The following is a 24,923-nucleotide window of genomic DNA, read 5'->3' as shown; positions in this document are numbered from 1 at the left end:
TCTTCATGAGCGCTGTTATCACGCCTGCAGATTTTAACGATTACAAAGTTGCCGACATGTCCCTGGCTGCCTGGGGCCGTCGCGAAACCATCATCGCCGAATCCGAAATGCCAGCCCTGATGGGTCTGCGCAACAAGTATTCCGCCGAGCAACCGCTCAAGGGCGCGAAGATCCTCGGCTGCATCCACATGACCATTCAGACTGCCGTGCTGATCGAAACCCTGGTTGCCCTGGGTGCCGAAGTACGCTGGTCGTCCTGCAACATTTTCTCGACTCAGGACCAGGCTGCTGCTGCCATCGCCGCTGCCGGCATCCCGGTTTTCGCCTGGAAAGGTGAAACCGAACAAGAGTACGAGTGGTGCCTGGAGCAGACCATCCTCAAAGATGGCGCGCCTTGGGATGCCAACATGATCCTCGACGACGGCGGTGACCTGACCGAGCTGCTGCACAAGAAGTACCCACAGGTTCTGGACCGCGTCCACGGCGTGACCGAAGAAACCACCACCGGCGTTCACCGCCTGCTGGACATGCTGGCCAAGGGCGAGCTGAAAATCCCGGCCATCAACGTCAACGACTCGGTGACCAAGAGCAAGAACGACAACAAGTACGGCTGCCGTCACAGCCTGAACGATGCGATCAAGCGCGGCACCGACCACCTTCTGTCCGGCAAGCAAGCGCTGGTCATCGGCTACGGCGACGTGGGCAAGGGTTCGGCCCAGTCCCTGCGTCAGGAAGGCATGATCGTCAAGGTTTCCGAAGTCGACCCGATCTGCGCCATGCAAGCCTGCATGGACGGTTTCGAAGTGGTTTCGCCGTTCATCGACGGTATCAACAACGGAACTGAAGCAAGCATCGACAAGGCATTGCTGGGCAAGATCGACCTGATCGTGACCACCACCGGTAACGTCAATGTTTGCGACTCGAACATGCTCAAGGCCCTGAAGAAGCGTGCCGTTGTCTGCAACATCGGCCACTTCGACAACGAAATCGACACCGCTTTCATGCGCAAGAACTGGGCATGGGAAGAAGTGAAGCCGCAGGTTCACAAGATCCATCGTACCGGCGCTGGCGATTTCGACCCACAGAACGACGACTACCTGATCCTGCTGGCCGAAGGCCGTCTGGTTAACCTGGGTAACGCCACCGGCCACCCGAGCCGTATCATGGACGGTTCGTTCGCCAACCAGGTTCTGGCCCAGATCTTCCTGTTCGGCCAGAAGTACGCCGACCTGTCGCCAGCCCAGAAAGCCGAGCGCCTGACCGTTGAAGTACTGCCGAAGAAACTCGACGAAGAAGTGGCCCTGGAAATGGTCCGTGGCTTCGGCGGCGTAGTGACTCAACTGACCAAGACCCAGGCCGACTACATCGGCGTGACCGTTGAAGGTCCGTTCAAGCCGCACGCCTACCGCTACTGATAGACCGGCTTTTCCTGTGTAGGAGCGAGCTCGCTCGCGATGGACGTCAGCGATAACGCGTGCTGTCTGGATGAACGCGTTGCCTTGATGTTTTTCGCGAGCAAGCTCGCTCCTACAGGGGGCCAGCGTCCGCCTTATGAGTTTCCAAGGATATGACCATGTCCCAAGATCGTCGCTACAGCTTCGAGTTCTTCCCTACGAAGACCGATGCTGGGCATGAAAAGCTGCTCGCCACTGCTCGCCAGCTGGCCATCTACAACCCCGATTTCTTCTCCTGCACCTACGGCGCCGGCGGTTCGACCCGCGATCGCACGCTGAACACCGTGCTGCAGCTCGAAAGCGAAGTCAAAATCCCTGCCGCTCCGCACCTGTCCTGCGTGGGCGATAGCAAGGACGACTTGCGCGGCCTGCTGGCCCAGTACAAGGCTGCCGGCATCAAGCGTATCGTCGCCCTGCGCGGTGACCTGCCTTCGGGCATGGGCATGGCCAGCGGTGAGTTGCGCCACGCCAATGACCTGGTTGAATTCATTCGTGAAGAAACCGGTGATCATTTCCACATCGAAGTCGCCGCTTACCCGGAAATGCATCCGCAAGCGCGCAATTTTGAAGACGATGTGGCCAACTTCGTGCGCAAGGCCAACGCTGGCGCCGACAGCGCGATCACCCAGTACTTCTTCAACGCCGACTGCTATTTCTACTTCGTCGAACGCGTGCGGGCGCTGGGCGTGAACATCCCGATCGTGCCGGGCATCATGCCGATCACCAACTACAGCAAGCTGGCGCGTTTCTCCGATGCCTGCGGTGCGGAAATCCCGCGCTGGATCCGCAAGCAACTGGAAGCCTATGGCGACGACACCCAGAGCATTCAGCGCTTTGGCGAACAGGTCATCACCGAGATGTGCGAACAACTGCTGCAGGGTGGCGCTCCAGGGCTGCACTTCTACACGCTGAACCAGGCTGAAGCGAGCCTGGCGGTGTGGAACAACCTGAAGTTGCCGCGTTAAAAAGTCGTTGAAGCACGATTAAAAGATCGCAGCCTGCGGCAGCGCCTACAACGGAATGTCAAATCCCGTAGGCGCTGTCGCAGGCTGCGATCTTTTTGCTTTCAACGCACTATTAATGTGCAGCAATCCACGGAGTTAGAGCATCTGCGGTCAGTTTCTGGCTCTTTCCGGTTTCTCGTCGTAATCTCAGCCTATGCCTTTGATCACGCAGTTAATCGCCGTGCTTGTCTTCACTTGCCTGAGCTTCGCCGCCCGGGGCGAGAAGCTGCGCATTGTCACGGAGCCTTGGGCGCCCTATGTGTACGAAGACAACGGCAAATCCCTGGGCCTGGACTACGAAACCACCGCCATTGTCTTCAAGCGCCTGGGCATCGAAGTGGAGTGGCAGTTCCTGCCATGGAAACGCTGCTTGTCGATGCTTGAAACAGGCCAGGCCGACGGCGCCCTGGACATCTTTCACAGCGACGAACGCGAAGCGACGCTGCTCTACCCCAGCGAACCGCTCTCGGAAGTCCAGTTCGTGATGTTCTACGCCAATGACCGGCCCCACCCGTTTCGCAGCCTCGAAGACTTGCGCGGCCTGACCATCGGCACCTCGCCGGGTTACCTGTACAGCAAGGACTTCAGCGATTCGACGCTGTTCACCCGCGAGCCGGCCCCCACCCATGAAGCCAACTTCGGCAAACTGGTACGCGGGCGAATTGACCTGCTGATCACCGACCGCCGGGTCGGCCAGCATTTGCTCGACGAACTGGGCATCCGCGACAAGATCACCGAAAACCCCACGGTCATCAGCCAGCAAAGCCAGTTTCTCGCGGTGCGGCGCAATGCGGGCATGGATCTGCTGGTGCAACGTTTCGGCGCCGAACTCAAGCGCTTCAAGCGCGAGCCCGCCTACGCTGAACTGAGCGCCCGCTACGGCGCGGAACCGGCAGCCAGCGTGAAGTCTGAAAAGGCCACGGCCGCCACGGAAAAAACCGTTGAGCAGCAGGAAAGCGGCGCGCAGTGATAGCTCTGTTATACTCCGGCCTTCCCGCCAGGCTCACGCCCGGACGCTCGGAATCGTTAAAGGCATCTCAACCCCGCTACTGCGCAGCTTTCAGCCCGCGCGAGCGCTTGCAGACGAGCCTTCGAAACCCAGCAGGACCGGACGGGATTGCGTCCTCTTAAACGCCATTCGCGCCAGGCAAGACTCCCATTGGGCCAAGCCCTAACTAGAACAGGATTACTCATGTCCTTTGCTTCCCTCGGTCTCTCCGAGGCTTTAGTCCGCGCCATCGAGGCGGCGGGCTATACCGAGCCTACTCCGGTGCAACAGCGGGCCATTCCCGCCGTGTTGCAAGGTCGCGACCTGATGGTCGCGGCACAGACAGGTACTGGTAAAACCGGCGGTTTCGCCCTTCCGATCCTGGAGCGGTTGTTCCCCAACGGTCATCCGGACAAGTCCCAACGTCACGGCCCGCGCCAACCGCGCGTACTGGTCCTGACCCCGACTCGCGAACTCGCCGCGCAAGTGCATGAAAGCTTCAAGGTCTATGCCCGTGACCTGAAGTTCGTCAGCGCCTGCATCTTCGGCGGTGTCGGCATGAACCCGCAGGTTCAGGCCATGTCCCGCGGCGTAGACGTGCTGGTGGCCTGCCCTGGTCGCCTGCTCGACCTGGCCGGCCAAGGCAGCGTCGATCTGTCCCACGTGGAAATCCTCGTGCTGGACGAAGCCGACCGCATGCTCGACATGGGCTTCGTCCATGACGTGAAAAAGGTCCTGGCCCGTCTGCCGGCCAAACGCCAGAACCTGCTGTTCTCGGCGACCTTCTCCAAGGACATCACCGACCTCGCCGGCAAGCTGCTGCACAACCCGGAACGCATCGAAGTCACGCCGCCAAACACCACGGTCGAGCGTATCGAACAGCGCGTATTCCGCCTGCCGGCCAGCCACAAGCGCGCCTTGCTGGCCCACCTGATCACCGCTGGCGCCTGGGAACAGGTACTGGTGTTCACCCGCACCAAGCACGGCGCCAACCGCCTGGCCGAGTACCTGGACAAGCACGGCCTGAGCGCCGTCGCGATCCACGGCAACAAGAGCCAGAACGCCCGCACCAAAGCCCTGGCCGACTTCAAGGCCGGCACTGTGCGCATCCTGGTGGCCACCGACATCGCCGCCCGCGGCCTGGACATCGACCAGTTGCCACATGTGGTCAACTTCGAACTGCCGAATGTCGATGAAGACTACGTGCACCGTATCGGTCGTACCGGCCGTGCCGGTCGTTCGGGCGAGGCGATTTCGCTGGTAGCCCCGGACGAAGAAAAACTGCTGAAAAGCATCGAACGCATGACCAAGCAGAAAATCGCCGATGGCGACCTGATGGGCTTCGATGCAAGCACCATCGAGGCGGAAAAGCCTGAAGTGCGCGAGCGTCCGGACATGCGCAACCCGCGCAATCCACGTGGCCCGCGCGGCGACGGTCCGAACGGCAGCGGTGGCGGCGGTGGTCGCAAGGACAAAGGCAAGGACAAGGGCAAGGAAAAACCGGCCGGCGAACGCGGCGAGCGCCCTGCCCGTCAGCAGAAACCACGTGAAGGCACTCCGGCTCGCGAACAGCGTCCGTCGCAGCCTCCTCGTGCCGCCGCTGACCGCGCCCCGGACGAGTTCCTGGACGACGATATCGATAACTTCGGTAACCGCGTCGACTACGTGCCGCAGCAGAAGCCCGCGCAAGGCCGTGGCCGTCGCCCGGGTGCTCCGGCGCAAGGCACCGCGGCAGGTTCGGGTGCTCCACGTTCCGGCAAGCCACAAGGTCGCCAGAACGGTCCCCGCAACAGCGATGGCGCCAGCACCGGCACTCCGCCAGCCAAGCGTAACGGCCCTCGCAGTGGCGCACCGCGCGACGGCCAGGCCCGTCGCGAAGATTCGCGCAATCGCCGGCCGGCCCGTGACGACCAGCCACGTTCGGAACCTGCCGTACAGAACCCGCGTGGCCCGGCGCCGAAGATCATGCACAAGGAGTCGAAGGCGGATCGCTTCCCGACACCTGAGCAGCTGGATCAACTGCCAAGCCGTCCTCGTGGTGAGAAACCAGCGCTGCTGACCCGCAATCGCTGAGTTATCGCTGCAATGAAAAATGCCCCGGTTCGAAAGAGCCGGGGCATTTTTTTGATCAGTGCAAAAACCTGTGGGAGCGAGCTTGCTCGCGATGGTCGTCAACGATAACCCTGGAAGCCTGATGCTCCGCGGCGTTCTCAGGTCTATCGCGAGCAGGCTCGCTCCTACAGTCTCAGCATTACTTCGCTTTTACACCTTCAAAGGTCACGTACATCTCAACCGCATCGGACGATGGGCCCAGGTCTTTCTGCTTGCCGAAGTCGGAACGCTTGAGGCTGAAAGTACCCTCGAAGCCTGCACGGTAGCCGCCCCATGGATCCTTGCCTTCACCCAGGAAAGTAGCCTTGACCACGATTGGTTTGGTTACACCGAGGATAGTCAGGTCGCCAGCTACATCGGCAGTGTCCTTGCCAGCGGCGTTTTTGCCGGTGGGTTTGACGCTGGTGGAAACGAACGTGGCTTTGCTGCCGTTCAGGAAGTCTTTGCTGGAGATGTGCTTGTCACGCTCGGCGTTGTTGGTGAAAACGCTGGCGGTGTTCACGTTGAACTCGATCTTGCTGTCTTCAGGCTTGGCAGCGTCAAAGCTGAACTTGCCGTCGATGTCCTTGAAAGTACCGGTGATGAAGCTGTAGCCCAGGTGGCTGATCTTGAAGTCAACGAAGGCGTGCTGGCCTTCTTTGTCGACCACGTAGTCAGCGGCCATGGCGTTACCGGCGGACAACAGGGCGGAACCGATTGCCAGAGCGGCCAGAGTCTTTTTCAACATGCTTTGTTTTCCTTTGGAGTCGAGGTTGAACTTCAGGCGTTGCGACCCAGCATTCGCTTGAGGGTCACATCACGGTCGATAAAGTGGTGCTTCAATGCTGCCAACGCATGGAGGCCGGAAAAAATTACCAGCACCCACGCCAGGTAGAGGTGAATCACGCCAGCGGTATCTGCCTGATCCGGCAGTCCGGACACCAGCGCAGGCACTTCAAACCAGCCAAACACCGGGATACCGACACCTTCTGCAGTGGAAATCAGGTAACCGGCAATCATCACAGCGAACAGACTGAGATACAGAAAGCCATGGCCGAAATGGGCGCCCAAGCGCGTCATGCGGCTGTAGCTGGCCAGGGTTGGCGGCGGTGGGCTGATGAAGCGCCACAGCACCCGCAGCAGCATCACACCCAGCAACACCAGGCCGATACTCTTGTGCAGGTCCGGCGCGTCTTTGCGCCAGGTGCTGTAGTAGTCGAGCCCGACCATCCACAGCCCAAGCGCGAACAGACCGAAGACCGCCAGTGCCACAACCCAGTGAATGACGATACTGACCCAGCCATAGCGGGAGGTAGAGTTACGTAGCTGCATTGCCTAGATCCTGTAAGTGCTGGCCCAAGACTATCGAGTTATCTATCGAATTAAAGCGGAAAAATTTGCTTTGAAATATCGAAAAATGCGATCAAGAGTCTGAAGCCTGCGAGTTAAGGAAAGATTAAACGCGAAATTGTGAGAAAAAGTGAATACAAACCGGAGAACACCTGTATCAAAAGGTTTATTCGATTCTGGTCCAGGTTTTTCTCCAGGCAAAAAAAACGCGGCCCTTGAGCCGCGTTTTTTTCGCCTGAGCGTTGCTGAGCCTTGGTGTCAGTGGCCCCACTGCTCTCCGATTCAACATTTTTGACCGGTGCCGTCCTGGCAGGCTCCGCCCTCCCCGATCCAGACACCTGATGGCTGCCGCTTCCTTTTCTGCTTCACGCTAACCTTCAACGGTTTTTTTATTAAAGCGATACATATGTATCGCCATTTCCGTAGTTGAACTTGGTTCAATGTGGGCTCAACAGTTCATTGAACAATGAAAAAACATGGCCATTACATACACCAACTTTCAAGCAAGTAGCTCGCAGGCGCTCCCCCCCAATCAAGTGATGTCGGCAGGATAGTAACTTATGTCCGGAAATTGACGATTTCGATTGGTGTTGCAAGCTGACGGAAATCTAGTCATTTACGATCAACGCACGGCGAATCTATGCTTGGCGCGCTTTGGATTCGCCCCTGGGCGTATTCCAAAAAAGAAGGCCACGTTAATAATCAGTGACATCTCCAGTAGAATCTCGACACACGCTAATTATGATAAAAACCTTGATTACTTAGGTCCTTGGAAAACCGGAGGCGGCTGAAAACAATCAGCATCGTGCGGATTAATCTGGCATTTATAATGCCAACTCAGAGCTATACCCTTTAGGAAACCATTCGCTACTTACACAGCCAGAAAGCACTATCAACATGATTATTACTGCTAGTGATTTCATATATCCCCCCGTTATCTGAAGAACATAAAGTCAAAGATCTGGAGCCAGCTATCATTTAGCTCCGAATCTTTTGTGAGAAGCTTCTGATGCATCGCAGCAGCATGTAGGACCGCACAGCCAAACCGGATGGTTGATGTTTGATGGCAAAAAAAAAGCGCGACCCTGGGGCCGCGCTTTTTTACACCTGAACGTTACTGAGCCTTGGTCACAGTGTCCGTCGCAGGTTTGGCCGCTGGCTTCTTCGCCGTCTCGGCTTTCTTCACCGGAGTCTTGGCCGGGGCCTTTTTCGTTTCGGTCTTGGCTGGGGCCTTGGCCGGTGCCTTCTTCGCAGGCTCGGTTTTCACCGGTGCTGCAGGCTTCGGTGGTTCGACCGGTGCCGGAGCAGCAACCGGTGCTGGAGCAGGTGCCGGAGTTACCGGTGCTACCGGCTCAGGTGCCTTGACTGGCTCTGGTTTCTTCTCGTCATCCGAGCCGCCGAACAGGTTGCTGAAGAAATTGCCTTTCTTCGCCACCACCGCACCAGCGCCCGCCGCTGCGGCGGCCGGACCCACTTTCGCCGGTTCGAACGACTTGCCTGCCGCCAGGTCTTCAACCTGGCTGGCCGCACGCTGGCCAGTACGCAGCGCGCCTTCCAGGGTGCCCGGGTACAGGGTGTCGGTGTGTTCGCCAGCGAAGGCTACGCGCTGAATCGGGCGCTCCCACAGGCGCCAGAACTTGCTGATCTGGCCCGGGCCGAAGGCCAGGTAGGCACCGCCAGTCGACGGGTCGGTGCTGTAGCGACGGATTTCATAACCGGTGAACGAACCACGGGCCTGTGGATAAAAAGCGTGCAGGCGAATCAGTACCTGATCAGCCATCTGCTTGTCGCCGAACGCCTGCATGACGCGGGCGTTGTCGCCGGACAGGTTGATCACCACGTTGGCACCGCCCTTCAGGGCAGGCTCGACCCACAACATCCCCAGGCCGGTGTTGCTGTAGATCTCGCCGGACATGCGCGCCTTGCTTTCCCACACCGGCGTCTTGAACTTGAGCATGATCTGGTCGCGCCAACCGTAGTTGGTGCCCTTGATCGCCGCCAGGTGCTGTGCGTCCAGCGCCGGGGTCATCTGGATCTTGTTCAGGGCGCGCAACGGCACGGCCAGCACCACGTAGTCGGCCTGGTAGCCGACGCTGCCGACCTTGACGGTGACGCCGTCCTTGTCCTGGCTGATGGCCGAGACCGGGGAAGCGGTCTTAATGGTTTTCAGCTGCTTGACGAAGGCCTGGGCCAGCACCGGGCTGCCACCGACCAGGCGCGAAGCACGCAGGTCACGATCGGAGACGCCACGGTAGACGCGGCTCTGCTGCGCGAAGTACAGCAGCGACAAGCGCGAAGGTTCATCGTAGCGGGTACGGATCTGCTGGTTGATCAACTGGCGAGCGGTGGCCGGCAGGTTCTGCTTGTCGAGCCAGCTCGACACGTTGATCTGATCCAGCGCGTGCAGCGTGTTGTTGGCGGCCGGGTTCAGCGGGTCGTCGATCGAGCGCGCCAGATCGTCCACGGTCTTGTCGAAACGCTTGAGCGCCTCGGCGGTGGCTGGCTGCTTGGTCGCCAGATCGGCGGCGGAGAAATACTCGCCATCGATCAGGTAGCTTGGGGTCCGCACGAATTCAGGGGCCGGCGTGGTGCTCAGCTTGAAGTTCGAGACGTACTTGTTCAGCACCGGCTGAGCCTTGTCATTGCCGATCCACTCACTGGTGGCCATGCCGGAACGACCGCCCAGGCTCGACCTGGCTTCCAGCAGAGTGACCTGCCAGCCCTTGTTCTGCAGCTCGTATGCGGCAGTCAGGCCCGACAGGCCGCCGCCGATCACGATCGCGGTTTTATCCTTGGCCAGCGCAGACACGCTGAACAGCCCCAACATCACCAGCGCACAGGCGCGCAGCCAACCGACAGACATTCAGCGAACTCCGGAATCACACGAGGAAAACAGTAGTTTTTGCGAGCCAGACGGCTCAAGAGCCGCGAAGGATACGTCAGCCTTCAGACGCCCGCCAGCAACGTCTATCGGCCTGTACAAAGTAGCTCATTCGACACAATGGGTTGTCCCCGCGGCACGCATTGCATAGGCTTGCGCGATTGTTTGTCCGCGCAGGTAACGGACCGCCTCCAGGAGAGTGAAAATGGGCCTGAATAATCAGTGGATGCAACGCGATCTCGCCGTGCTGTGGCATCCCTGCACCCAGATGAAAGATCACGAGCAACTGCCGCTGATCCCGATCAAGCGCGGGGAAGGCGTGTGGCTGGAAGACTTCGAAGGCAAACGCTACCTCGATGCGGTCAGCTCCTGGTGGGTCAATGTGTTCGGACACGCCAACCCGCGGATCAACCAGCGCATCAAGGACCAGGTCGACCAGCTCGAACATGTGATCCTGGCCGGCTTCAGTCATCAACCGGTGATCGAGTTGTCCGAGCGTCTGGTGAAGATGACGCCGGAAGGCCTGACCCGGTGCTTCTACGCCGATAACGGCTCGTCCTGCATCGAAGTCGCGCTGAAAATGAGCTTTCACTACTGGCTCAATCGCGGTCAGCCGAACAAGAAGCGCTTCGTCACCCTGACCAACAGCTACCACGGCGAAACCATGGCGGCGATGTCGGTGGGTGATGTGCCGCTGTTCACCGAGACCTACAAAGCGCTGTTGATGGACACCATCAAGGTGCCGAGCCCGGATTGCTACCTGCGCCCCGAAGGCATGAGCTGGGAAGAACACTCGCGCAACATGTTCGCCGCCATGGAGCAGACCCTGGCCGAAAACCACGACACGGTCGCGGCGGTGATCGTCGAGCCGCTGATCCAGGGCGCCGGTGGCATGCGCATGTACCACCCGGTGTACCTCAAATTGCTGCGAGAAGCCTGCGACCGCTACGGCGTGCACCTGATCCACGACGAAATCGCCGTCGGCTTCGGCCGCACCGGGACGATGTTCGCCTGCGAACAGGCTGGCATCCGCCCTGATTTCCTGTGCCTTTCCAAAGCCCTGACCGGCGGCTATCTGCCGCTGGCGGCGTGCATGACCACCGACGAGGTCTACAGCGCCTTCTACGACGACTATCCGACCCTGCGCGCCTTCCTGCACTCCCACAGCTACACCGGCAACCCGCTGGCGTGCGCGGCGGCCCTGGCGACCCTGGACATCTTCGAAGAAGACAACGTCATCGAGAACAACAAGGCCCTGGCGCAGCGCATGGCTACGTCGACGGCGCATCTGGTCGACCACCCGAACGTGTCCGAAGTGCGCCAGACGGGCATGGTGCTGGCCATCGAGATGGTCAAGGACAAGGCCAGCAAAGAGGCTTGGCCGTGGCAGGAACGTCGCGGCCTGAAGGTGTTCCAGCACGCCCTGGAGCGCGGTGCCTTACTGCGTCCATTGGGTAGCGTGGTGTATTTCCTGCCGCCGTATGTGATCACCCCGGAGCAGATCGACTTCCTTGCCGAAGTGGCCAGCGAAGGAATCGACATCGCGACCCGCGACAGCGTCAGCGTGGCGGTGCCGAAGGACTTCCACCCGGGGTTCCGTGATCCGGGCTGATGATGCGGTCAATGTGGGAGCGAGCTTGCTCGCGATAGCGGTCTTCCAGCCACCATCAATGGTGAATGTCAGATCGTCATCGCGAGCAAGCTCGCTCCCACAGAAGTCCCCACCGTTCCATGACCAACACCCTTTTTCAGAGACCCAGCATGAGACTGTCCCGCTTCTTCATCGACGCCCCCCTGAGCATCGGCGAGCACGAGTTGCCCGAAGCCCAGGCCCACTACATCAGCCGCGTGCTGCGCATGGCCGAGGGCGATGCGTTGCAGTTGTTCGACGGCTCGGGCCAGGAGTTTCGCGCCAGGCTGGTCGACGTCGGCAAAAAGCGCGTCGTGGTGCAGATCGATGAATGCTTCGCCGGGCAGATCGAGTCGCCGCTGCAAATCCATCTCGGCCAGGGCCTGTCCCGGGGTGAACGCATGGACTGGGCGATCCAGAAAGCCACGGAACTGGGCGTCACTGAAATCACCCCGATCTTCACAGAGCGCTGCGAAGTCCGACTCAAGGACGAGCGCGCCGACAAACGCCTGCTGCACTGGCGCCAGGTGGCGATCAGCGCATGCGAACAGTGCGGGCGTTCAAGGGTGCCGGTGATTCATCCGCCGCTGTTGCTGACTGACTGGTTGAAGCAGACACAAGCCGAGTTGAAATTGGTGCTGCACCCGGTGGCCGAACCGTTGGTGAGCCACGCCAAACCTTCAAGTCTGGCATTCCTGATCGGCCCGGAGGGTGGTTTGTCCGATGCCGAAGTCGATCAGGCCAAGGCCGGCGGCTTCCACGCCGCCCGCCTCGGTCCACGGGTGCTGCGCACCGAAACCGCGCCGGTTGTTGCACTGGCGGTGGCCCAGCAACTCTGGGGTGATTTCTAGGCTACTGCACCGGATCACTCACCGGTTTGGCAATGATCGCCTTGAGTTCGCTGGTCATCGGGAACTCAAGGTTCAAACCCTTCGGCGGGATCGGCTGCTCGAACCAGCGTTGGTAGATGCCATTGATCTCGCCCGAGCTGTACAGATCCGCCAACGCGCCGTTGACCAGCGCCAGGAACTGCGGATCGTCCTTGCGCACCATGCAGCTGTAGATCTCCCGCGATTGCTCCTCCCCGACCACCACCCACTTGTGCGGGTCATTGGCCTTGGCGCGCTCACCGTAGAGCAGCGCGTCGTCCATGTAGAACGCCGCCGCCCGGCCCGACTGCAGCATCTGGAAGGCTTCGCCGTGGTCCTTGGCGCTGATCACGAACATGTCGATCTTGTGATCGACGTTATAGCTTTTCAGGAAGCGCTCGTTGGTGGTGCCGGCGGTAGTCACCACGTTCTTGCCGCGCAGGTCAGCGAAATTCTTGATCCCGCTGTCCTTCGCGGTCAGCAACTGGCCTTTGACGTAGATGAAGCCATAGGAGAACGCCACCTGCTTCTGCCGTTCGGCGGTCACGCCGGTGGAGCCGCACTCCAGGTCAACGGTGCCGTTCTGCACCAGTGGAATGCGGGTCTGCGAGGTCACCAGGTTGTACTTCACCTTCAGGTCCGGCAGCGCCAGTTGCTGCTGGATACGCTCGACGATCTTGCCCGCCAGATCCACCGAGTAACCCATCGGCTTGCCGCTGTGATCACCCACGTAGGAGAACGGCACCGAAGCATCGCGATAGCCCAGGGTGATGCTGTTGGCGCTGGCGATCTTGCTCAGGGTGCCGGTCAGCGGCGCTTCATTGGCCTGAACCTGACTGCCAAGCAACAGGCCAAGCGTACAAGCGAGCAACGTGATTTTTTGCATTGTTATTCTCCGTTGTGAGTGTTGGTTTATCAGACGCGTGCAGCGATGACGGTGATTTCCACCAGCACCTGCGGGCGGGCCAGTTCGGCCTGCACGGTGGTGCGGCTCGGTGCCTGCCCCGGCGATAGCCAGGCCGACCAGACCTCGTTCATCGCGGCGAAATCCTCTGTGATGTTCTTCAGGTAAATGGTCGCGCTGAGCAGATGATCCTTGTCGCTGCCCGCCTCCGCCAGCAAGGTATCGATTTTCGCCAGCACTTCGCGGGTCTGGCCGGTGGCATCCAGGGCATCGCCCGGCACCTGCCCGGAGAGAAACACCAGGTCGCCAAAGGTCACGGCGCCAGACAGGCGCGGGTTGCTGTGCAGTCGGGTAATGGTCATTGCAGTGTCCTTTTCAGAAATCAGTATTCAGGCGGCCCGGTGGCTGAAACCCTGAAGGTCAATGGAAGGCCGGCGCTCGCCGATCAGCTCGCTGAGCAAGCGCCCGCTGCCGCATGCCAGGGTGAAACCCAGCGCGCCGTGGCCGAGGTTGAGCCACAGGTTGCGATACGCCGTCGCGCCCAGTAGCGGCACGCCGCTGGGGGTGGCCGGGCGCATGCCGGCCCACTCGACGGCTTCGTCATAGGCGCCGGCATTTGGAAAGGTGTCATGGGCCTGACGCTTGATCAGCGCCAGACGCTTGGGGTCCAAAGCAGGGTCGAAGCCGACGATGTCGACCATCGCCGCCACTCGCAATTGCTTACCGATGCGGGCGTAGACGATCTTGCGGTCGTAGTCGGTGATGCTCACGTCCGGTGCCCGGTGACCGGCGCCGATCGGCACGGTCAGGCTGTAGCCCTTGAGCGGATAAAGCGGCAGTTGCAGCCCGGGTAGCGCCAATAACGGACTGCGGTGACCGGCGGCGATCACCAGTTGATCGACCGACAGCAATTGCCCGCCCAGTTCGATGGCGTTGACACTACCGTTGCTGTGGCGAATGCCGGTCACCGCTTGCCCGAGACGAAACTCGCAACGGCCGGATGCTTGCAGCCGCGCGGCCAGTTGCTGGCAGAAGCCGTGGCAGTCGCCGACCTCTTCGTCCGGGGTGTAGATTGCCCCGACAAAGGGCGCATCGATCAGCGCCGGTTCCAGTTGCGCGCATTCGGCCGGCGACAACACTTGCTGTTGCTGCGGGTCGGCCAGGCCTTGGCGCGCATGCCCGAAGCTGCTGTTCTGGCGGAAAGTCACCAGTTTGCCATTGCGCCGCCACTGGAATCCCGCCAGTCCATCATCCTCGCGCCAGGACTTCAATGTGTCCTGGCTGAACAACGCCAGGCGCAGCAAGTGCGCGGCGTTCTCGCGGTTGACCGAGCGGCGGCAGGCGCCGAGGAACGACGCCATCCAGCGCCACTGTGCCGGGTCGAAGCGCGGGCGCAACTTCAGCGGTGAATCGCCGCGCAGCATCCAGCCGATGGCTTGTAAAGGCACACCGGCGTCGGCCAGCGGCGCGACATAGCGATAGGACAACTGGCCACCGTTGGCGAAGCTGGTTTCGCTGCCCAGCGAGTCCCGTGCCTCGACCACCGTCACCTCGAAGCCGTCGCGCACCAGCGCATAGGCCGTTGCCAGGCCAATCACGCCGCCACCGATGATGCACACACGCTGAGCCATGTCCGTCCTTAAAACCGTAGTGAAGACGACACCGAGGTTAGAGCCAGGTGACAGACGTTGAACAATGCATAAAGATGGCAAACCCATAAACAAAGGTTATGGACTTGCCATGCGTCTTCGCCATATCGAGATTTTCCAGGCCATCCGCCAGACCGGCTCAATCAGCGCCGCTGCGCAATTGCTGCATGTCTCGCAGCCGGCGGTGAGCAAGGTGTTGCAGCACGCCGAGCAGCAATTGGGCTTCCCGTTGTTCCTGCGGGTGCGCGGCAAGTTGCAGGCGACCCCGGAAGCGCTGGAACTGGAGCGCGAAGTGGACAAGGTCAGCGAAAGCCTGCAAGGCGTACGACGCCTGGCGCAGAGCCTGCGCCGCGAACCTGGCCACAGCCTGCGCATCGGTGCCACCCCGGCGCTGGCCCTGTCATTGCTGCCACCGGCCATTCACGAATGGACCGGGCGTTACCCGGACATCGTTTGCGAACTCTCCAGCGCCCACAGTCGCGAACTGGTGCAGAACCTGTTGATGCGCGAAGTGGATGTCGCCCTGACCCTGCAACGCCCGGATCACCCGGGGCTCAAGGCCCAGGCGCTGGCGTCCGGCGTGCTGGTGGCGCTGGCGCCGAGTGGTTACTGGCCTCAGGAAGAGGTGGGTAAACCGTTGCCACTGATGGCGTTGGCGGATGCACCGCTGATCGGTTTATCCAGCGCCGACCCACTGGCCGCACGGCTCGACAGTTACCTGGAAGCGGTAGAACCGCCGCCCCGGGTACGCATCGCCGTGCAAACCTACTCACTGGCACGGGCGATGGTGGAATCTGGCGCGGGCCTGGCGGTGATCGATCCGTTCACCGCCCTTGGCGCCTCTCCCGCCACCACAACGATCCGCCCTCTGACACCGCCGTTACCCATCACCCTGTACGCAGTGACCCGCGCCGCCGAACCACCGCCCCACACCTTGAACGATCTGTTGCAGGTTTTCAGCCGTCGAGCCCGGGAGCAGTTGGATCGCCTGGTCCCGGTGCAGCCTTAAAGGACATAAAACAAAATCGCCACAAAGTGCAGCAGGCTCCCGGCGATCACGAACAGATGCCAGATCCCGTGGGCATGGCGCAGGCGATGATCGAGGGCAAAAAAGATAATCCCCACGGTGTACAACACCCCGCCCGATGCCAGCCACGCAAACCCGGCGCCGCCCAGCGCCGCAAGCAGCGGCTTGACCGCCACCAGTACAATCCAGCCCATCACCGCATAAATCACGATCGACAGAATCCGCGCTTCCGAACGCGGCTTTATCTCTTGCAGGATGCCGATCAGCGCCAGTCCCCAGACAATCCCGAACAACGTCCAGCCCCACGGCCCGCGCAGGGTCACCAGACAGAACGGCGTGTAACTGCCGGCGATCAACAGGTAGATCGAAAAGTGATCGACCTTCTGCATGATCGCTTTCTTGCGCCCGCGCACGCTGTGGTACACGGTCGACGCGCTGTAAAGCACCATCAGGGTAAAGGCGTAGATCGCCATGCTGACAATCTTCCACGGACTGCCGTCGAGACTGGCCAGCACAATCAGCCACACCCCGCCGATAAACGCCGCCACGGCCCCGACAAGATGCGTCCAGGCGTTCAGTCTTTCCCCGTGATACATGCGTTGCTCACCTCGAAATTCGTTACCGCAGAGCGCAAGGCTCAGGCTTGAAGCGTAAAAGCGCAATGTTTCTGTACGACGGGCCCGGAGTAATTGGGCACAATCGAGTCATTCCAAAAAGAGTCCGCCCCATGCTGATCGATGAAGAGTTGACCCTGAAAAAACTCGAGGTGTTCCTGGCTTTCATGCGCACCGGCAACCTGGCGCGGGCCGCTGCCGAGTTGCAGACCAGTAACGTCAGCGTGCATCGGGCGATCCATTCCCTGGAAAGCGCCTTGCGCTGCCCCCTGTTCAAGCACGAAGGCCGCAGCCTGACGCCGCTGGAAAGCGCTTATGTGCTGGAAGAGCGGGCGCAGAAGCTGATTCAGGATGTCGTCGAAAGCGTGCGCCTGACCCGCGAAGCCGCCGGGTTCTCCGCCGAGCGTTTCAAACTGGGCTCGCTGTATTCACTGACGGTCAAGACCGTGCCGCAACTGATCATGGGTTTGAAGATCCGTCGCAGCGAGCTCAACATCGACCTGATTCTGGGCTCCAACATCGACCTGCTCTACAAGCTCAAGAACATGGAAGTCGATGCGGCCCTGGTGTCGCTGGACGACAGTGTCAACGACCCGGATTGCGAGCAGATCCCGCTGTTTTCCGACGACATCTTCCTCGCCACCCCCGCCGACTCGAAGTTTGCCCAGCGAACCGAAGTCGACCTGGCCGAGGTCCGCGACGAAACCTTCATCACCCTGACCCAGGGCTTCGCCACCCATCAGGACGGCAAGCGGGTATTCGAGCAGGCAGGGTTCGAACCGAAGGTGGCGATGCAGGTCAACGACATCTTCACCCTGCTGAGCATGGTCAGTTCGGGCGTGGGTTATGCGTTGCTGCCGGGGCGGATTGCGGCGGTGTACGAGAACCGGGTGAAGCTGATCCCGTTGCAGGAAAAGTACCGGTTGCAGCAGCACATTGGCGTGGTGTTCCTGAAAGCCAAGGAGCGTGATCCGAATTTGCTGGCGTTGCTGGCGGAGTGTCGGATGTATGCCAATCGGCAGGCTTGAGACCTTATCGACCCCATCGCGAGCAAGCTCGCTCCCACATAGGAATGCGATTCCCTGTGGGAGCGAGCTTGCTCGCGATGACGTCTGAACATTCAATGACGATGCAGCGGACTACCCGACAATCCCGCGAACAATGAAGTACAACAACGAAGGCCCCAGCAAGCACCCAAGCCCGGTGTGGAAGGTCGCGGTCAGCGCGCCATAAGGCACCAGGCGCCGATCCGTCGCCGCCAAACCGGCAGTCACGCCACTGACCGTCCCGGCCAGCCCACCGAACACCATCGCCGAGCGCGGGTTATCCAGACCCATCCAGCGCGCCGCCATCGGCGTACCCACCATTACCAGAATCGCCTTGATCAGCCCGGTGGCAATCGAAAGCGCCACCACATCGGAACTGGCGCCAATGGCCGCGCCGGTCACCGGCCCGACAATGTAAGTCACCGCACCGGCGCCGATGGTGGTCATGCTCACCGCATCGCGGTAACCGAATGCCCAGGCCATGCACGCGCCGACAATAAACGGCAGCACTGTGCCCAACAGCAGCGCAATAACACCGATCAAGCCGGCCTTTTTCGCTTCCGTGGCCTGCACCTCGAAGGCCGTGGCGACGATGGCGAAGTCCCGTAGCATGGCGCCGCCCATCAGCCCGATGCCGGAAAACAGGGTCAGGTCCGCCAGGCCTTTTTGCCCGCCGGTCATCGTGCCGCCGACCCAGGCCAGTACCAGGCCGATGACGATGGCTATCGCCGAGCCGTGGATACGCCCGAAGGTCAGGCGTTTGGAGATCACTACCGACACCCACATGATCACGCCGACAAAGGCGAATGCGGTGACCAGACCGTTGTGTTCCAGACCGTTCTTGATGAGTTCCCACATATCAGCGACCTCCTGCCGGTGCGCCAACCGGCGTTACATCCACCGGTTCATCGGGCAAGGGTTCGCCTCTATGGGTCCGGCTGATCAGGGCAATGGTGCAGCCGCAGATCACCACCGAACCGATCGCTGCCAACACCGCCACCGGACCACCATGCAGCGCCGTGACCACGTTTTGTTGCGCCGCCATCGCCACCACCACCGGGATGTACATCGCGCCCCAGAAGCCGACGCCCATCTCGCAATCCTTGGTCATGCCGCCACGCTTGTGCATCCACAACCGTGCGCAAATCAGCAGGATCATCGCGATCCCGACACCGCCGACGTTTGACTTCACACCCAGCAACACCCCGAGCATGTCCCCCATGATCACCCCTGCCAGCGTACAGATCGCCAACAGCGCCACACCGTAAATAATCATTGCTGTAGTCCTCAAAGTGCATTTCGAATGTTGTTTTTGTTGTGCGAAGCCTTAAGTCAGATGATCTAAGGGTGGCGGCTTCCCTCCTCACGCATCAGCGCCTGCAAGGTGTCGAGCCGTGCACCGTCGAAGGCAATCACGGTGCCCTGCTCGAACACCCGGCGCGCCAGTCCGGTCAGCACCGCACCGGGCGGCAGTTCGATCTGTAGACGTACGCCGCGCTCGTAGGCGCTTTGTACCGTGCCGCGCCAATCGACGATGCGGCACATGTTGAAGGCCAAGTCGTCACGCAAGGCTTCAGGCTTGATCATCGGACGCGCGCGACTGCCGCTCAGGTAGCCCATCTTCGGGGTGTGCAGCGGCACCTTGGCGAAGGCTTCGGCCAACCGTTGCGCGGGCGCCTCAAGCAATGGGCAGTGGGACGGCACGCTCACTGCCAGACGCTTGGCCAAGCCCGCTCCGCAACCTTTCGCCAACCCGGCCACCGCTTTCATCGCCGCGTCGCTACCGGCAATCACCACCTGGTTATCGGCGTTGATATTGGCCAGATAAACCGGCATTTGCGCGCTGTGCACCCGGGCCAGTAATCCTTCCACCGTGGCCAGGTCCAGACCGATGATCGCGGTCATGCCGTAGCCCTGTGGATAAGCCTGCTGCATCAGCTCACCGCGCAGGCTGACCAGATGCAGCGCATCGCTGAAACCCAAGGCACCGGCCACCACCGCTGCCGGGTAAGCGCCGATCGACAAGCCGGCCACGTAGTCCGGCGCCATGCCCAACTGGCGTGAAGCAGCGACGCCGGCGATCAGCAGGCAAAGCTGAACCGCCCTCGTCGACTGCAACGCCTCGGCAGAATCCAGCTGCGTCACATCTTCACCGAGCAGGTCGCTCGCCTCGTTCAACGTTTCCCGAGGTAAACGCGCCAGCATTCCGGGTTGTTGTGCACCCTGGCCGGGGAACACCAGCAAGCTGCTCATGCTGCTTGCTCCTGTGGATTCCACGGATCAGTCACCAGGGTGGCTTGAATGGCATTTTTCAGCAGGACTCGCGACGAAGCACCGGCCCATTCGCGCAAGGCAACGGCACCCGACGGCGCCTGCAGTTGCAGGTCCACGCGGCATACGGCTGTATCAAGAACGGCCACCAACGCCTGGGCGTCGACACGACTCAACGGACGTGGCGTACGCAGGATCAGGTCGAGGTCGCTGCCCTCGTGCAAAGCGGCAAACCCACTGGCCAACTCGAACCCGGCGCTGCCGCTGACACCCCAGACCCAGCCACTGCCATCGAGGTGCGAGCGCAGTTGCGCCAAAGCCCGCAGCGCCGGGAAATCGCGCCGGCCTTGAACATGGCACAGCTCTTCCGGCTGCACCCGCCGGGTGATGGCGGCGACTTCCATCACCGCGGCAAATCGCTGTTCGCGCAACGGCCCGCGCACGCCCACGGCCACCTGCCCCGCCGCGCTCAAGGCGCGACGGACCACCACCGGCTGGCCGGCACTGATCGACTCGATCACCCACGCAGGCGCATCCGTCGGCAACTGCTGCGGGGTCATGCCCCACAGCAGGTCGTGAGCCAGTAGCCTGCTCACCACTGCGCTCTCAGCAATTGACGAACCTTGCTCGACGCCGCCCGATTGGCCGCACCCAGCCGACCGCTCAGATCACGGCCAGCGGCGGCCACATCGTCAATCGCCTGATGCAGGCACTCGGTCACCCGCGCCAGATCCGCCGCCGTCGGCTGCTCGATCTTCTCCACCGCCAAGGTTTCCCACAGCAACCCGAGGCTGGCATAGCTGTCGATGTCATAGGCCATCGGCGGCACGCTGGCAGCCAAGGCTTCGAGCTCTTCGACGCTGCGCAAGGTCACACGCGCGGCCGACGCCTTGCCCATGGCGTGCACCATCACTCCCGGATCGCGCAGGGCGATCAAGCGATTGGCCTGATAGCCGTGGGCCAGAAACGCGCCCGACATCGCCTTGCCCACCAGCAAACCGATCACCGCATGACCGGCCAGACGGGCACGGGCATAACTGCCCGCCGCAGCGGCCAGCGCCTGATGAATGCCGAGGGCTTCCTCCCGTCGACCGTAAGCCTGGCTCGGCACGTCGACGATGGCGATCAGAGCGCGCTTGCGTGCCTTGTTTTGATCGGCGGCAATGACTTCATCCACGGCCTTGGCCAGGCCCCAGCCTTCGAGCAAACCCACTTCGCCGTTACGTGCACGGACGAAGCGGTTTTCCGGGTCGGCCACCACCGCGAGGAAACGCACAGGCTGATCGCCCAGCACGGCGTCCGCGACCTTCAGCGAAGCCGGCAAACCCTCGACCGCTTTCGCTCCGGCGCTCAAGGCGTTGAACCAGTTCAAGCCTCGCAGGGAATACGAACTCATGGGCGTTCTCCTTGGTACAGATCGCGAACCACGGACGGCTCGATTTGCGGTTCGGCATCCAGACGCGCCAACCGTTGCAGGAACAACCCGGCCTGTTGGCTACGCGGTTGCGCTGGCAATCCTTGCTGGAGTAACTCACCCACCTGCTGGCGGATCTGCGCCACGTCGTCGGCAACATAGCGATCCACCAGACCACTGGCGAAGCGTTGCTCGCCACCGGTCAGGCTCCAGATGAAAGGCCGGTCGCGGGAGTCGTACTCCTCGAGTCCGGCTTCCTGTTCGATCACCTGCGGGCCGTTCAGGCCGAGCCGCGCTTCCTGGGTCACCAACAGATAGCTGCACAACCCGGCGGCAATCGACATGCCGCCAAAGCAACCGACGCTGCCCGCCACCACACCGACCACGGGTTGGTACTGCTGCAAATCGACAATCGCCGCGTGGATGTCGGCAATTGCCGCCAGGCCGAGGTTGGCTTCCTGCAAGCGCACGCCACCGGTTTCCAGCAGCAGCACGGCGCGGGTCGGGATACCGTTGCGGTTGTCTTCGGCGGCCAGTTCCAGCGCGCCGGCAATTTTTGCTCCGCCGACTTCACCGAGGCTGCCACCCTGGAACGCTCCTTCGATGGCCGCGATCACCACCGGCAAACCATCGAGATTGCCCTTGGCGATCACCACGCCGTCGTCGGCTTGCGGCACCACGCCCTGGCGCGACAGCCACGGCGACATGATCCGTTGAAAGGGGTCGAGCAGTTCGCGGAAGGTGCCTGCATCGAGCAGGGTCTTGGCCCGTTGCCGGGCACCGAGTTCGACGAAGCTGTGCTTGTTGAGCAAAGATGCGCTGTCAGTCATGGCCGATCTCCTCGAAGCCTTGCTCCAGACGCAGGCGCACCACACCGGGTGTCGCACCGAAATCGTGGATGTCGATGTCCATCGCCGGCGGTGTCTGACCGTCGAACATCCGTGCAAACAGATGCCGCCAGCGTTGTTCGCTGCCGTTGACCGAGGTCTGCACATTGATCGTCAACTTGCCGGCCTGACCCGGTTCGATCAGCACTTCCAGATCGCCAGAGCCGACACAACCCACCAGGGTGCGACCGCGTGGCGGCTGCCCGGCGGGGAATTCAAAGGATAAGGTTTCCATCAAAACACTCCCTGGATAAGGCCGTCGCCAGACGCGATACGGTCGATGAACAGGCAGGCTGCGAGCAGGTCGGCAGCGCCACCGGGCGAGGCATTCAACGCGATGAGTTGTTGGTCCAGCTCATGCAGGCGGCGACGTCCGCCGAGGCTGGCGCTGCCGCCCGCATCGAGCACCGCCCGGGCGCCCAGTTGCATGGTGTTCAGGCCTTCTTCACCGGCGCGATAAAGCACGCAGGTGTCGGCCAGACTCGTCATGATCGCCAACAGCGCGTCGAGCCGGGCGTTCTGTTCGCCATGACCGGCGGCGCGGCTGCGCAGCAGTTGTGGCAGTGCACGTTGGGTCACCGCCGGAAAACCCAGTTGCGCTTCTTCACGGGCGCCGCGAGCGCCGTAGCGTTGGGCGACTTGCGCACCGTGACTGAGCGGATGTGGCGCAAAACGGTCGTCGAGCAGGGCCAGCCGCGCCGCCCGCAACGCCACGCTATTGGCGTTGCAGGATTGAGGTTCCAGTGCAGCGGCAGTGATCAGCAAGCCCAAGGCCCAGATCGCCCCGCGATGGGTGTTCACCCCGCCGGTGGTGTCGAGCATGGCTTGCTCACCTTCGCGACCAATGCGGCCCACGGCTTCGCGCAGGGGCAAGCCGATCTCGCCGAACTCGATGGCGGCTTCCGCCATTTCTTTAAAGGCCGGCCACAAGGACAGAGCCGAGGCGTGCATCAGCCCCAGGTGCAAATCGGTGTGGGCGCCATTGCCGCGACGGTCGACCAGTGCCGGTTTCGGCGACAGATCAGCCTCGTCGATCAACGCATCCACTGCCAGGTCCGCCAGCCGTTCGGCCAGGCTCAGGCTCAGGCTTTTTGGTTGCAGGTTAAGTGCGTGCATTACCAGCTCCTGAACTTGGCGGGCGGGTTGTAGAGGCCACCGGACCACTCCACCAGATCGGCCACGCTTTTCGCCGCGAGCAGTTCGCGGGTGGCGTCGGTGCGGCGGATGCCGAGGTCTTCGGGCAAGGCGATCAGGCCTTCACGGCGCATGCGCGCGGTGTCTTTGGGGTTGTGGCGCAGGCCGATGGCGGTCACCCCGGCGACGGCGGCGATCATCGCCTGGCGTTCTTCCAGTGAGCGCGCCTTGTACAGGTAGGCGATGCCTTCTTCGGTCAACAAGTGGGTGACGTCGTCGCCGTAGACCATGATCGGCGCCAGTGGCATGCCGCTTTTCTTCGCCACATCCACCGCATCGAGGGTTTCGACGAAGGTCGGTTTGCCGCCTTCCTGGAAGGTCTCGACCATCTGCACCACAAGTTTCTTGCCGCGTTCGAGCATCGGCTCGGCCACATCGGTATTGCGCATGTCGAGCCAGGCCGGCGTGCCATGGCGACGACCGCGTGGGTCGTGGCCCATGTTCGGTGCGCCGCCGAAACCGGCCAGGCGCCCGCGAGTCACGGTGGAAGAATGGCCGTCGCCATCGACCTGCAAAGTCGCGCCGATGAACAGGTCCACAGCGTATTGCCCGGCCAATTGGCTGAACATCCGGTTGGAACGCAGGGAGCCGTCGCGGCCGGTAAAGAACACATCCGGCCGCGCCGCAATGTAGTTCTCCATCCCCAGTTCGGTGCCAAAGCAATGCACGCTTTCGACCCAACCACTTTCAATCGCCGGGATCAGCGTCGGGTGCGGGTTGAGCGTCCAGTTGCGGCAGATCTTGCCTTTGAGGCCGAGGGATTCGCCGTAGGTCGGCAGAATCAATTCGATGGCAGCGGTGTTGAAACCGATGCCGTGGTTGAGCGACTGCACGTTGTGTTTTTCGTAGATCCCGCGAATCGCCATCATCGCCATCAGCACGTGCACAGGCTTGATGTGCCGAGGGTCGCGGGTGAACAGCGGTTCGATATAGAACGGCTTGTCGGCCACCACCACGAAGTCGACCCAGGACGCGGGGATGTCGACACGCGGCAGGTCGCTGACATCGTCCACCAACTGGTTGACCTGGACGATGACGATGCCGTCGCTGAAGGCCGCCGGCTCGATCAGCGCCGGGGTGTCTTCGGTGCTCGGCCCGGTGTAGATGTTGCCGGCGCGGTCGGCCATGAACCCGGCCGACAACACGACGTTGGGAATCAGGTCCACCACCAGCCGTGCGTAGAGTTCGATGTAGGTGTGGATCGCGCCGACTTCCAGCAGGCCGTCTTCGAGCAACTGGCTGATGCGCAGGCTCTGGGTGCCGGCGAAAGAGAAGTCGAGTTTGCGGGCGATGCCGCGTTCGAACAGATCCAGGTGCTCGGAGCGTCCGACGCTGGGCATGATCATGTGCAGGTCATGCAGCTTCGCGGGGTCGGCCTTGGCCAGGGAACGGGAAAGGAAATCCGCCTGCTTCTGGTTGTTGCCTTCGAGCACCACGCGGTCGCCGGGCAGAATCAGCGCTTCAAGCGCCGCGACGATGTTGTCGGTGGGCAACACCACACCGTCGGCAAGACCTCGCACCAGCTCGAGGCGCCGCTGCTTTTCGCTGCGCCGCCGCGTCCATCGCGAGTCGGGGGATATTGTTGTTGTCATGACCACTCCACGGGTTCGCTGTCGTGGGGGTCACCTTAGGAGTGTTGGTTGGGGGTAT

The 24,923-nt window shown here is 61.6% G+C and carries 24 protein-coding genes; 8 read left to right on the top strand and 16 right to left on the bottom strand.

The features are described from left to right. The first annotated feature begins 5 nt into the window (after positions 1-5). From ahcY to KW840_RS06545, 4 genes are all read left to right on the top strand, one after another. Positions 6-1,415, top strand: a complete 1,410-nt coding sequence (gene ahcY / locus KW840_RS06560) for an adenosylhomocysteinase (protein ID WP_090451894.1) — start codon at positions 6-8, stop codon at positions 1,413-1,415. A gap of 158 nt (positions 1,416-1,573) precedes the next feature. Further along, on the top strand, positions 1,574-2,419 hold the full coding sequence (gene metF, locus KW840_RS06555) for a methylenetetrahydrofolate reductase [NAD(P)H] (RefSeq protein WP_150815197.1): 846 nt from the start codon (positions 1,574-1,576) through the stop codon (positions 2,417-2,419). Between the two features lie 193 nt (positions 2,420-2,612). Next, positions 2,613-3,428, top strand: a complete 816-nt coding sequence (locus KW840_RS06550; RefSeq protein ID WP_218494713.1) for an ABC transporter substrate-binding protein — start codon at positions 2,613-2,615, stop codon at positions 3,426-3,428. A gap of 222 nt (positions 3,429-3,650) precedes the next feature. Beyond that, positions 3,651-5,519: a DEAD/DEAH box helicase gene (locus tag KW840_RS06545; protein WP_090451898.1), complete on the top strand. Its 1,869-nt coding sequence runs from the start codon at positions 3,651-3,653 to the stop codon at positions 5,517-5,519. A gap of 178 nt (positions 5,520-5,697) precedes the next feature. Here the strand turns inward: KW840_RS06545 and KW840_RS06540 are convergent, their stop codons facing one another. The 3 genes from KW840_RS06540 to KW840_RS06530 all read right to left on the bottom strand — a co-directional run bounded on the left by KW840_RS06540 (position 5,698) and on the right by KW840_RS06530 (position 9,750). Next, positions 5,698-6,285 carry a YceI family protein gene (locus KW840_RS06540; RefSeq protein ID WP_154947410.1) on the bottom strand — a complete coding sequence of 196 codons (588 nt, stop codon included), beginning with the start codon at positions 6,283-6,285 and terminating at the stop codon, positions 5,698-5,700. A gap of 32 nt (positions 6,286-6,317) precedes the next feature. Further along, entirely contained in the window at positions 6,318-6,869 is a 552-nt protein-coding gene (locus KW840_RS06535; protein WP_218494712.1) for a cytochrome b, read from the bottom strand. A gap of 1,132 nt (positions 6,870-8,001) precedes the next feature. Next, a complete protein-coding gene (locus KW840_RS06530; protein WP_218494711.1) occupies positions 8,002-9,750 on the bottom strand; it encodes a flavin monoamine oxidase family protein in 1,749 nt (582 codons plus the stop codon). Between the two features lie 223 nt (positions 9,751-9,973). Here KW840_RS06530 and KW840_RS06525 point away from each other — a divergent pair, with 223 nt between their 5' ends. Both KW840_RS06525 and KW840_RS06520 read left to right on the top strand, forming a co-directional pair. Beyond that, positions 9,974-11,380 (top strand): adenosylmethionine--8-amino-7-oxononanoate transaminase, encoded by a 1,407-nt coding sequence (locus KW840_RS06525; RefSeq protein ID WP_057712946.1) that lies wholly within the window; start codon positions 9,974-9,976, stop codon positions 11,378-11,380. Between the two features lie 149 nt (positions 11,381-11,529). Next, positions 11,530-12,249 (top strand): 16S rRNA (uracil(1498)-N(3))-methyltransferase, encoded by a 720-nt coding sequence (locus KW840_RS06520; RefSeq protein ID WP_218494710.1) that lies wholly within the window; start codon positions 11,530-11,532, stop codon positions 12,247-12,249. 1 nt (position 12,250) lies between these two features. On the opposite strand, the gene KW840_RS06515 is transcribed toward KW840_RS06520, so the two are convergent. The 3 genes from KW840_RS06515 to KW840_RS06505 are packed head-to-tail and all read right to left on the bottom strand — an operon-like array spanning position 12,251 to position 14,802. After that, complete coding sequence (locus tag KW840_RS06515; RefSeq protein WP_218494709.1) at positions 12,251-13,153, bottom strand: transporter substrate-binding domain-containing protein; 903 nt, start codon at positions 13,151-13,153, stop codon at positions 12,251-12,253. A gap of 29 nt (positions 13,154-13,182) precedes the next feature. Continuing rightward, positions 13,183-13,533, bottom strand: a complete 351-nt coding sequence (locus KW840_RS06510) for a RidA family protein (RefSeq protein WP_057712943.1) — start codon at positions 13,531-13,533, stop codon at positions 13,183-13,185. Positions 13,534-13,560: 27 nt separating this feature from the next. Beyond that, positions 13,561-14,802 carry a D-amino acid dehydrogenase gene (locus KW840_RS06505; RefSeq protein ID WP_218494708.1) on the bottom strand — a complete coding sequence of 414 codons (1,242 nt, stop codon included), beginning with the start codon at positions 14,800-14,802 and terminating at the stop codon, positions 13,561-13,563. Positions 14,803-14,911: 109 nt separating this feature from the next. Between KW840_RS06505 and KW840_RS06500 the strand changes: the two genes are divergently transcribed. After that, positions 14,912-15,829, top strand: coding sequence for a LysR family transcriptional regulator (locus KW840_RS06500; protein WP_218494707.1), 918 nt, complete (start codon positions 14,912-14,914; stop codon positions 15,827-15,829). On the opposite strand, the gene KW840_RS06495 is transcribed toward KW840_RS06500, so the two are convergent. Further along, positions 15,826-16,443: a hemolysin III family protein gene (locus KW840_RS06495; RefSeq protein ID WP_057712940.1), complete on the bottom strand. Its 618-nt coding sequence runs from the start codon at positions 16,441-16,443 to the stop codon at positions 15,826-15,828. The two genes, KW840_RS06500 and KW840_RS06495, sit on opposite strands and share 4 nt — an antisense overlap. Before the next feature lie 131 nt (positions 16,444-16,574). On the opposite strand from KW840_RS06495, the gene KW840_RS06490 reads away from it, so the two are divergent. Continuing rightward, entirely contained in the window at positions 16,575-17,489 is a 915-nt protein-coding gene (locus KW840_RS06490) for a LysR substrate-binding domain-containing protein (RefSeq protein WP_057712939.1), read from the top strand. Positions 17,490-17,600: 111 nt separating this feature from the next. Here KW840_RS06490 and madM read toward each other — a convergent pair whose 3' ends face one another. The 9 genes from madM to mdcA form a co-directional block, all read right to left on the bottom strand. Further along, on the bottom strand, positions 17,601-18,365 hold the full coding sequence (gene madM, locus KW840_RS06485; RefSeq protein ID WP_057712938.1) for a malonate transporter subunit MadM: 765 nt from the start codon (positions 18,363-18,365) through the stop codon (positions 17,601-17,603). Position 18,366: 1 nt separating this feature from the next. Then, positions 18,367-18,783 (bottom strand): malonate transporter subunit MadL, encoded by a 417-nt coding sequence (gene madL / locus KW840_RS06480; RefSeq protein ID WP_057712937.1) that lies wholly within the window; start codon positions 18,781-18,783, stop codon positions 18,367-18,369. Positions 18,784-18,848: 65 nt separating this feature from the next. After that, positions 18,849-19,760, bottom strand: coding sequence for a malonate decarboxylase subunit epsilon (gene mdcH / locus KW840_RS06475; protein ID WP_218494706.1), 912 nt, complete (start codon positions 19,758-19,760; stop codon positions 18,849-18,851). Beyond that, positions 19,757-20,377: a malonate decarboxylase holo-ACP synthase gene (locus KW840_RS06470; protein WP_218494705.1), complete on the bottom strand. Its 621-nt coding sequence runs from the start codon at positions 20,375-20,377 to the stop codon at positions 19,757-19,759. The genes mdcH and KW840_RS06470 overlap by 4 nt, the downstream gene beginning before the upstream one ends. Continuing rightward, positions 20,371-21,174 carry a biotin-independent malonate decarboxylase subunit gamma gene (gene mdcE / locus KW840_RS06465; protein ID WP_218494704.1) on the bottom strand — a complete coding sequence of 268 codons (804 nt, stop codon included), beginning with the start codon at positions 21,172-21,174 and terminating at the stop codon, positions 20,371-20,373. Before mdcE ends, KW840_RS06470 begins: the two co-directional genes overlap by 7 nt. Next, positions 21,171-22,022 (bottom strand): biotin-independent malonate decarboxylase subunit beta, encoded by an 852-nt coding sequence (locus KW840_RS06460; RefSeq protein ID WP_218494703.1) that lies wholly within the window; start codon positions 22,020-22,022, stop codon positions 21,171-21,173. Before KW840_RS06460 ends, mdcE begins: the two co-directional genes overlap by 4 nt. Then, entirely contained in the window at positions 22,015-22,314 is a 300-nt protein-coding gene (locus KW840_RS06455) for a malonate decarboxylase subunit delta (RefSeq protein ID WP_057712932.1), read from the bottom strand. Before KW840_RS06455 ends, KW840_RS06460 begins: the two co-directional genes overlap by 8 nt. Then, on the bottom strand, positions 22,314-23,195 hold the full coding sequence (locus tag KW840_RS06450) for a triphosphoribosyl-dephospho-CoA synthase (protein ID WP_218494702.1): 882 nt from the start codon (positions 23,193-23,195) through the stop codon (positions 22,314-22,316). Before KW840_RS06450 ends, KW840_RS06455 begins: the two co-directional genes overlap by 1 nt. After that, a complete protein-coding gene (gene mdcA, locus KW840_RS06445; protein WP_008001151.1) occupies positions 23,195-24,865 on the bottom strand; it encodes a malonate decarboxylase subunit alpha in 1,671 nt (556 codons plus the stop codon). The genes KW840_RS06450 and mdcA overlap by 1 nt, the downstream gene beginning before the upstream one ends. Between the last annotated feature and the right edge of the window lie 58 nt (positions 24,866-24,923).

This window comes from Pseudomonas sp. PDM30 (assembly GCF_019218985.1).
Classification (GTDB): domain Bacteria; phylum Pseudomonadota; class Gammaproteobacteria; order Pseudomonadales; family Pseudomonadaceae; genus Aquipseudomonas; species Aquipseudomonas jessenii.
This window is presented reverse-complemented; position numbering and strand designations above follow the sequence as displayed.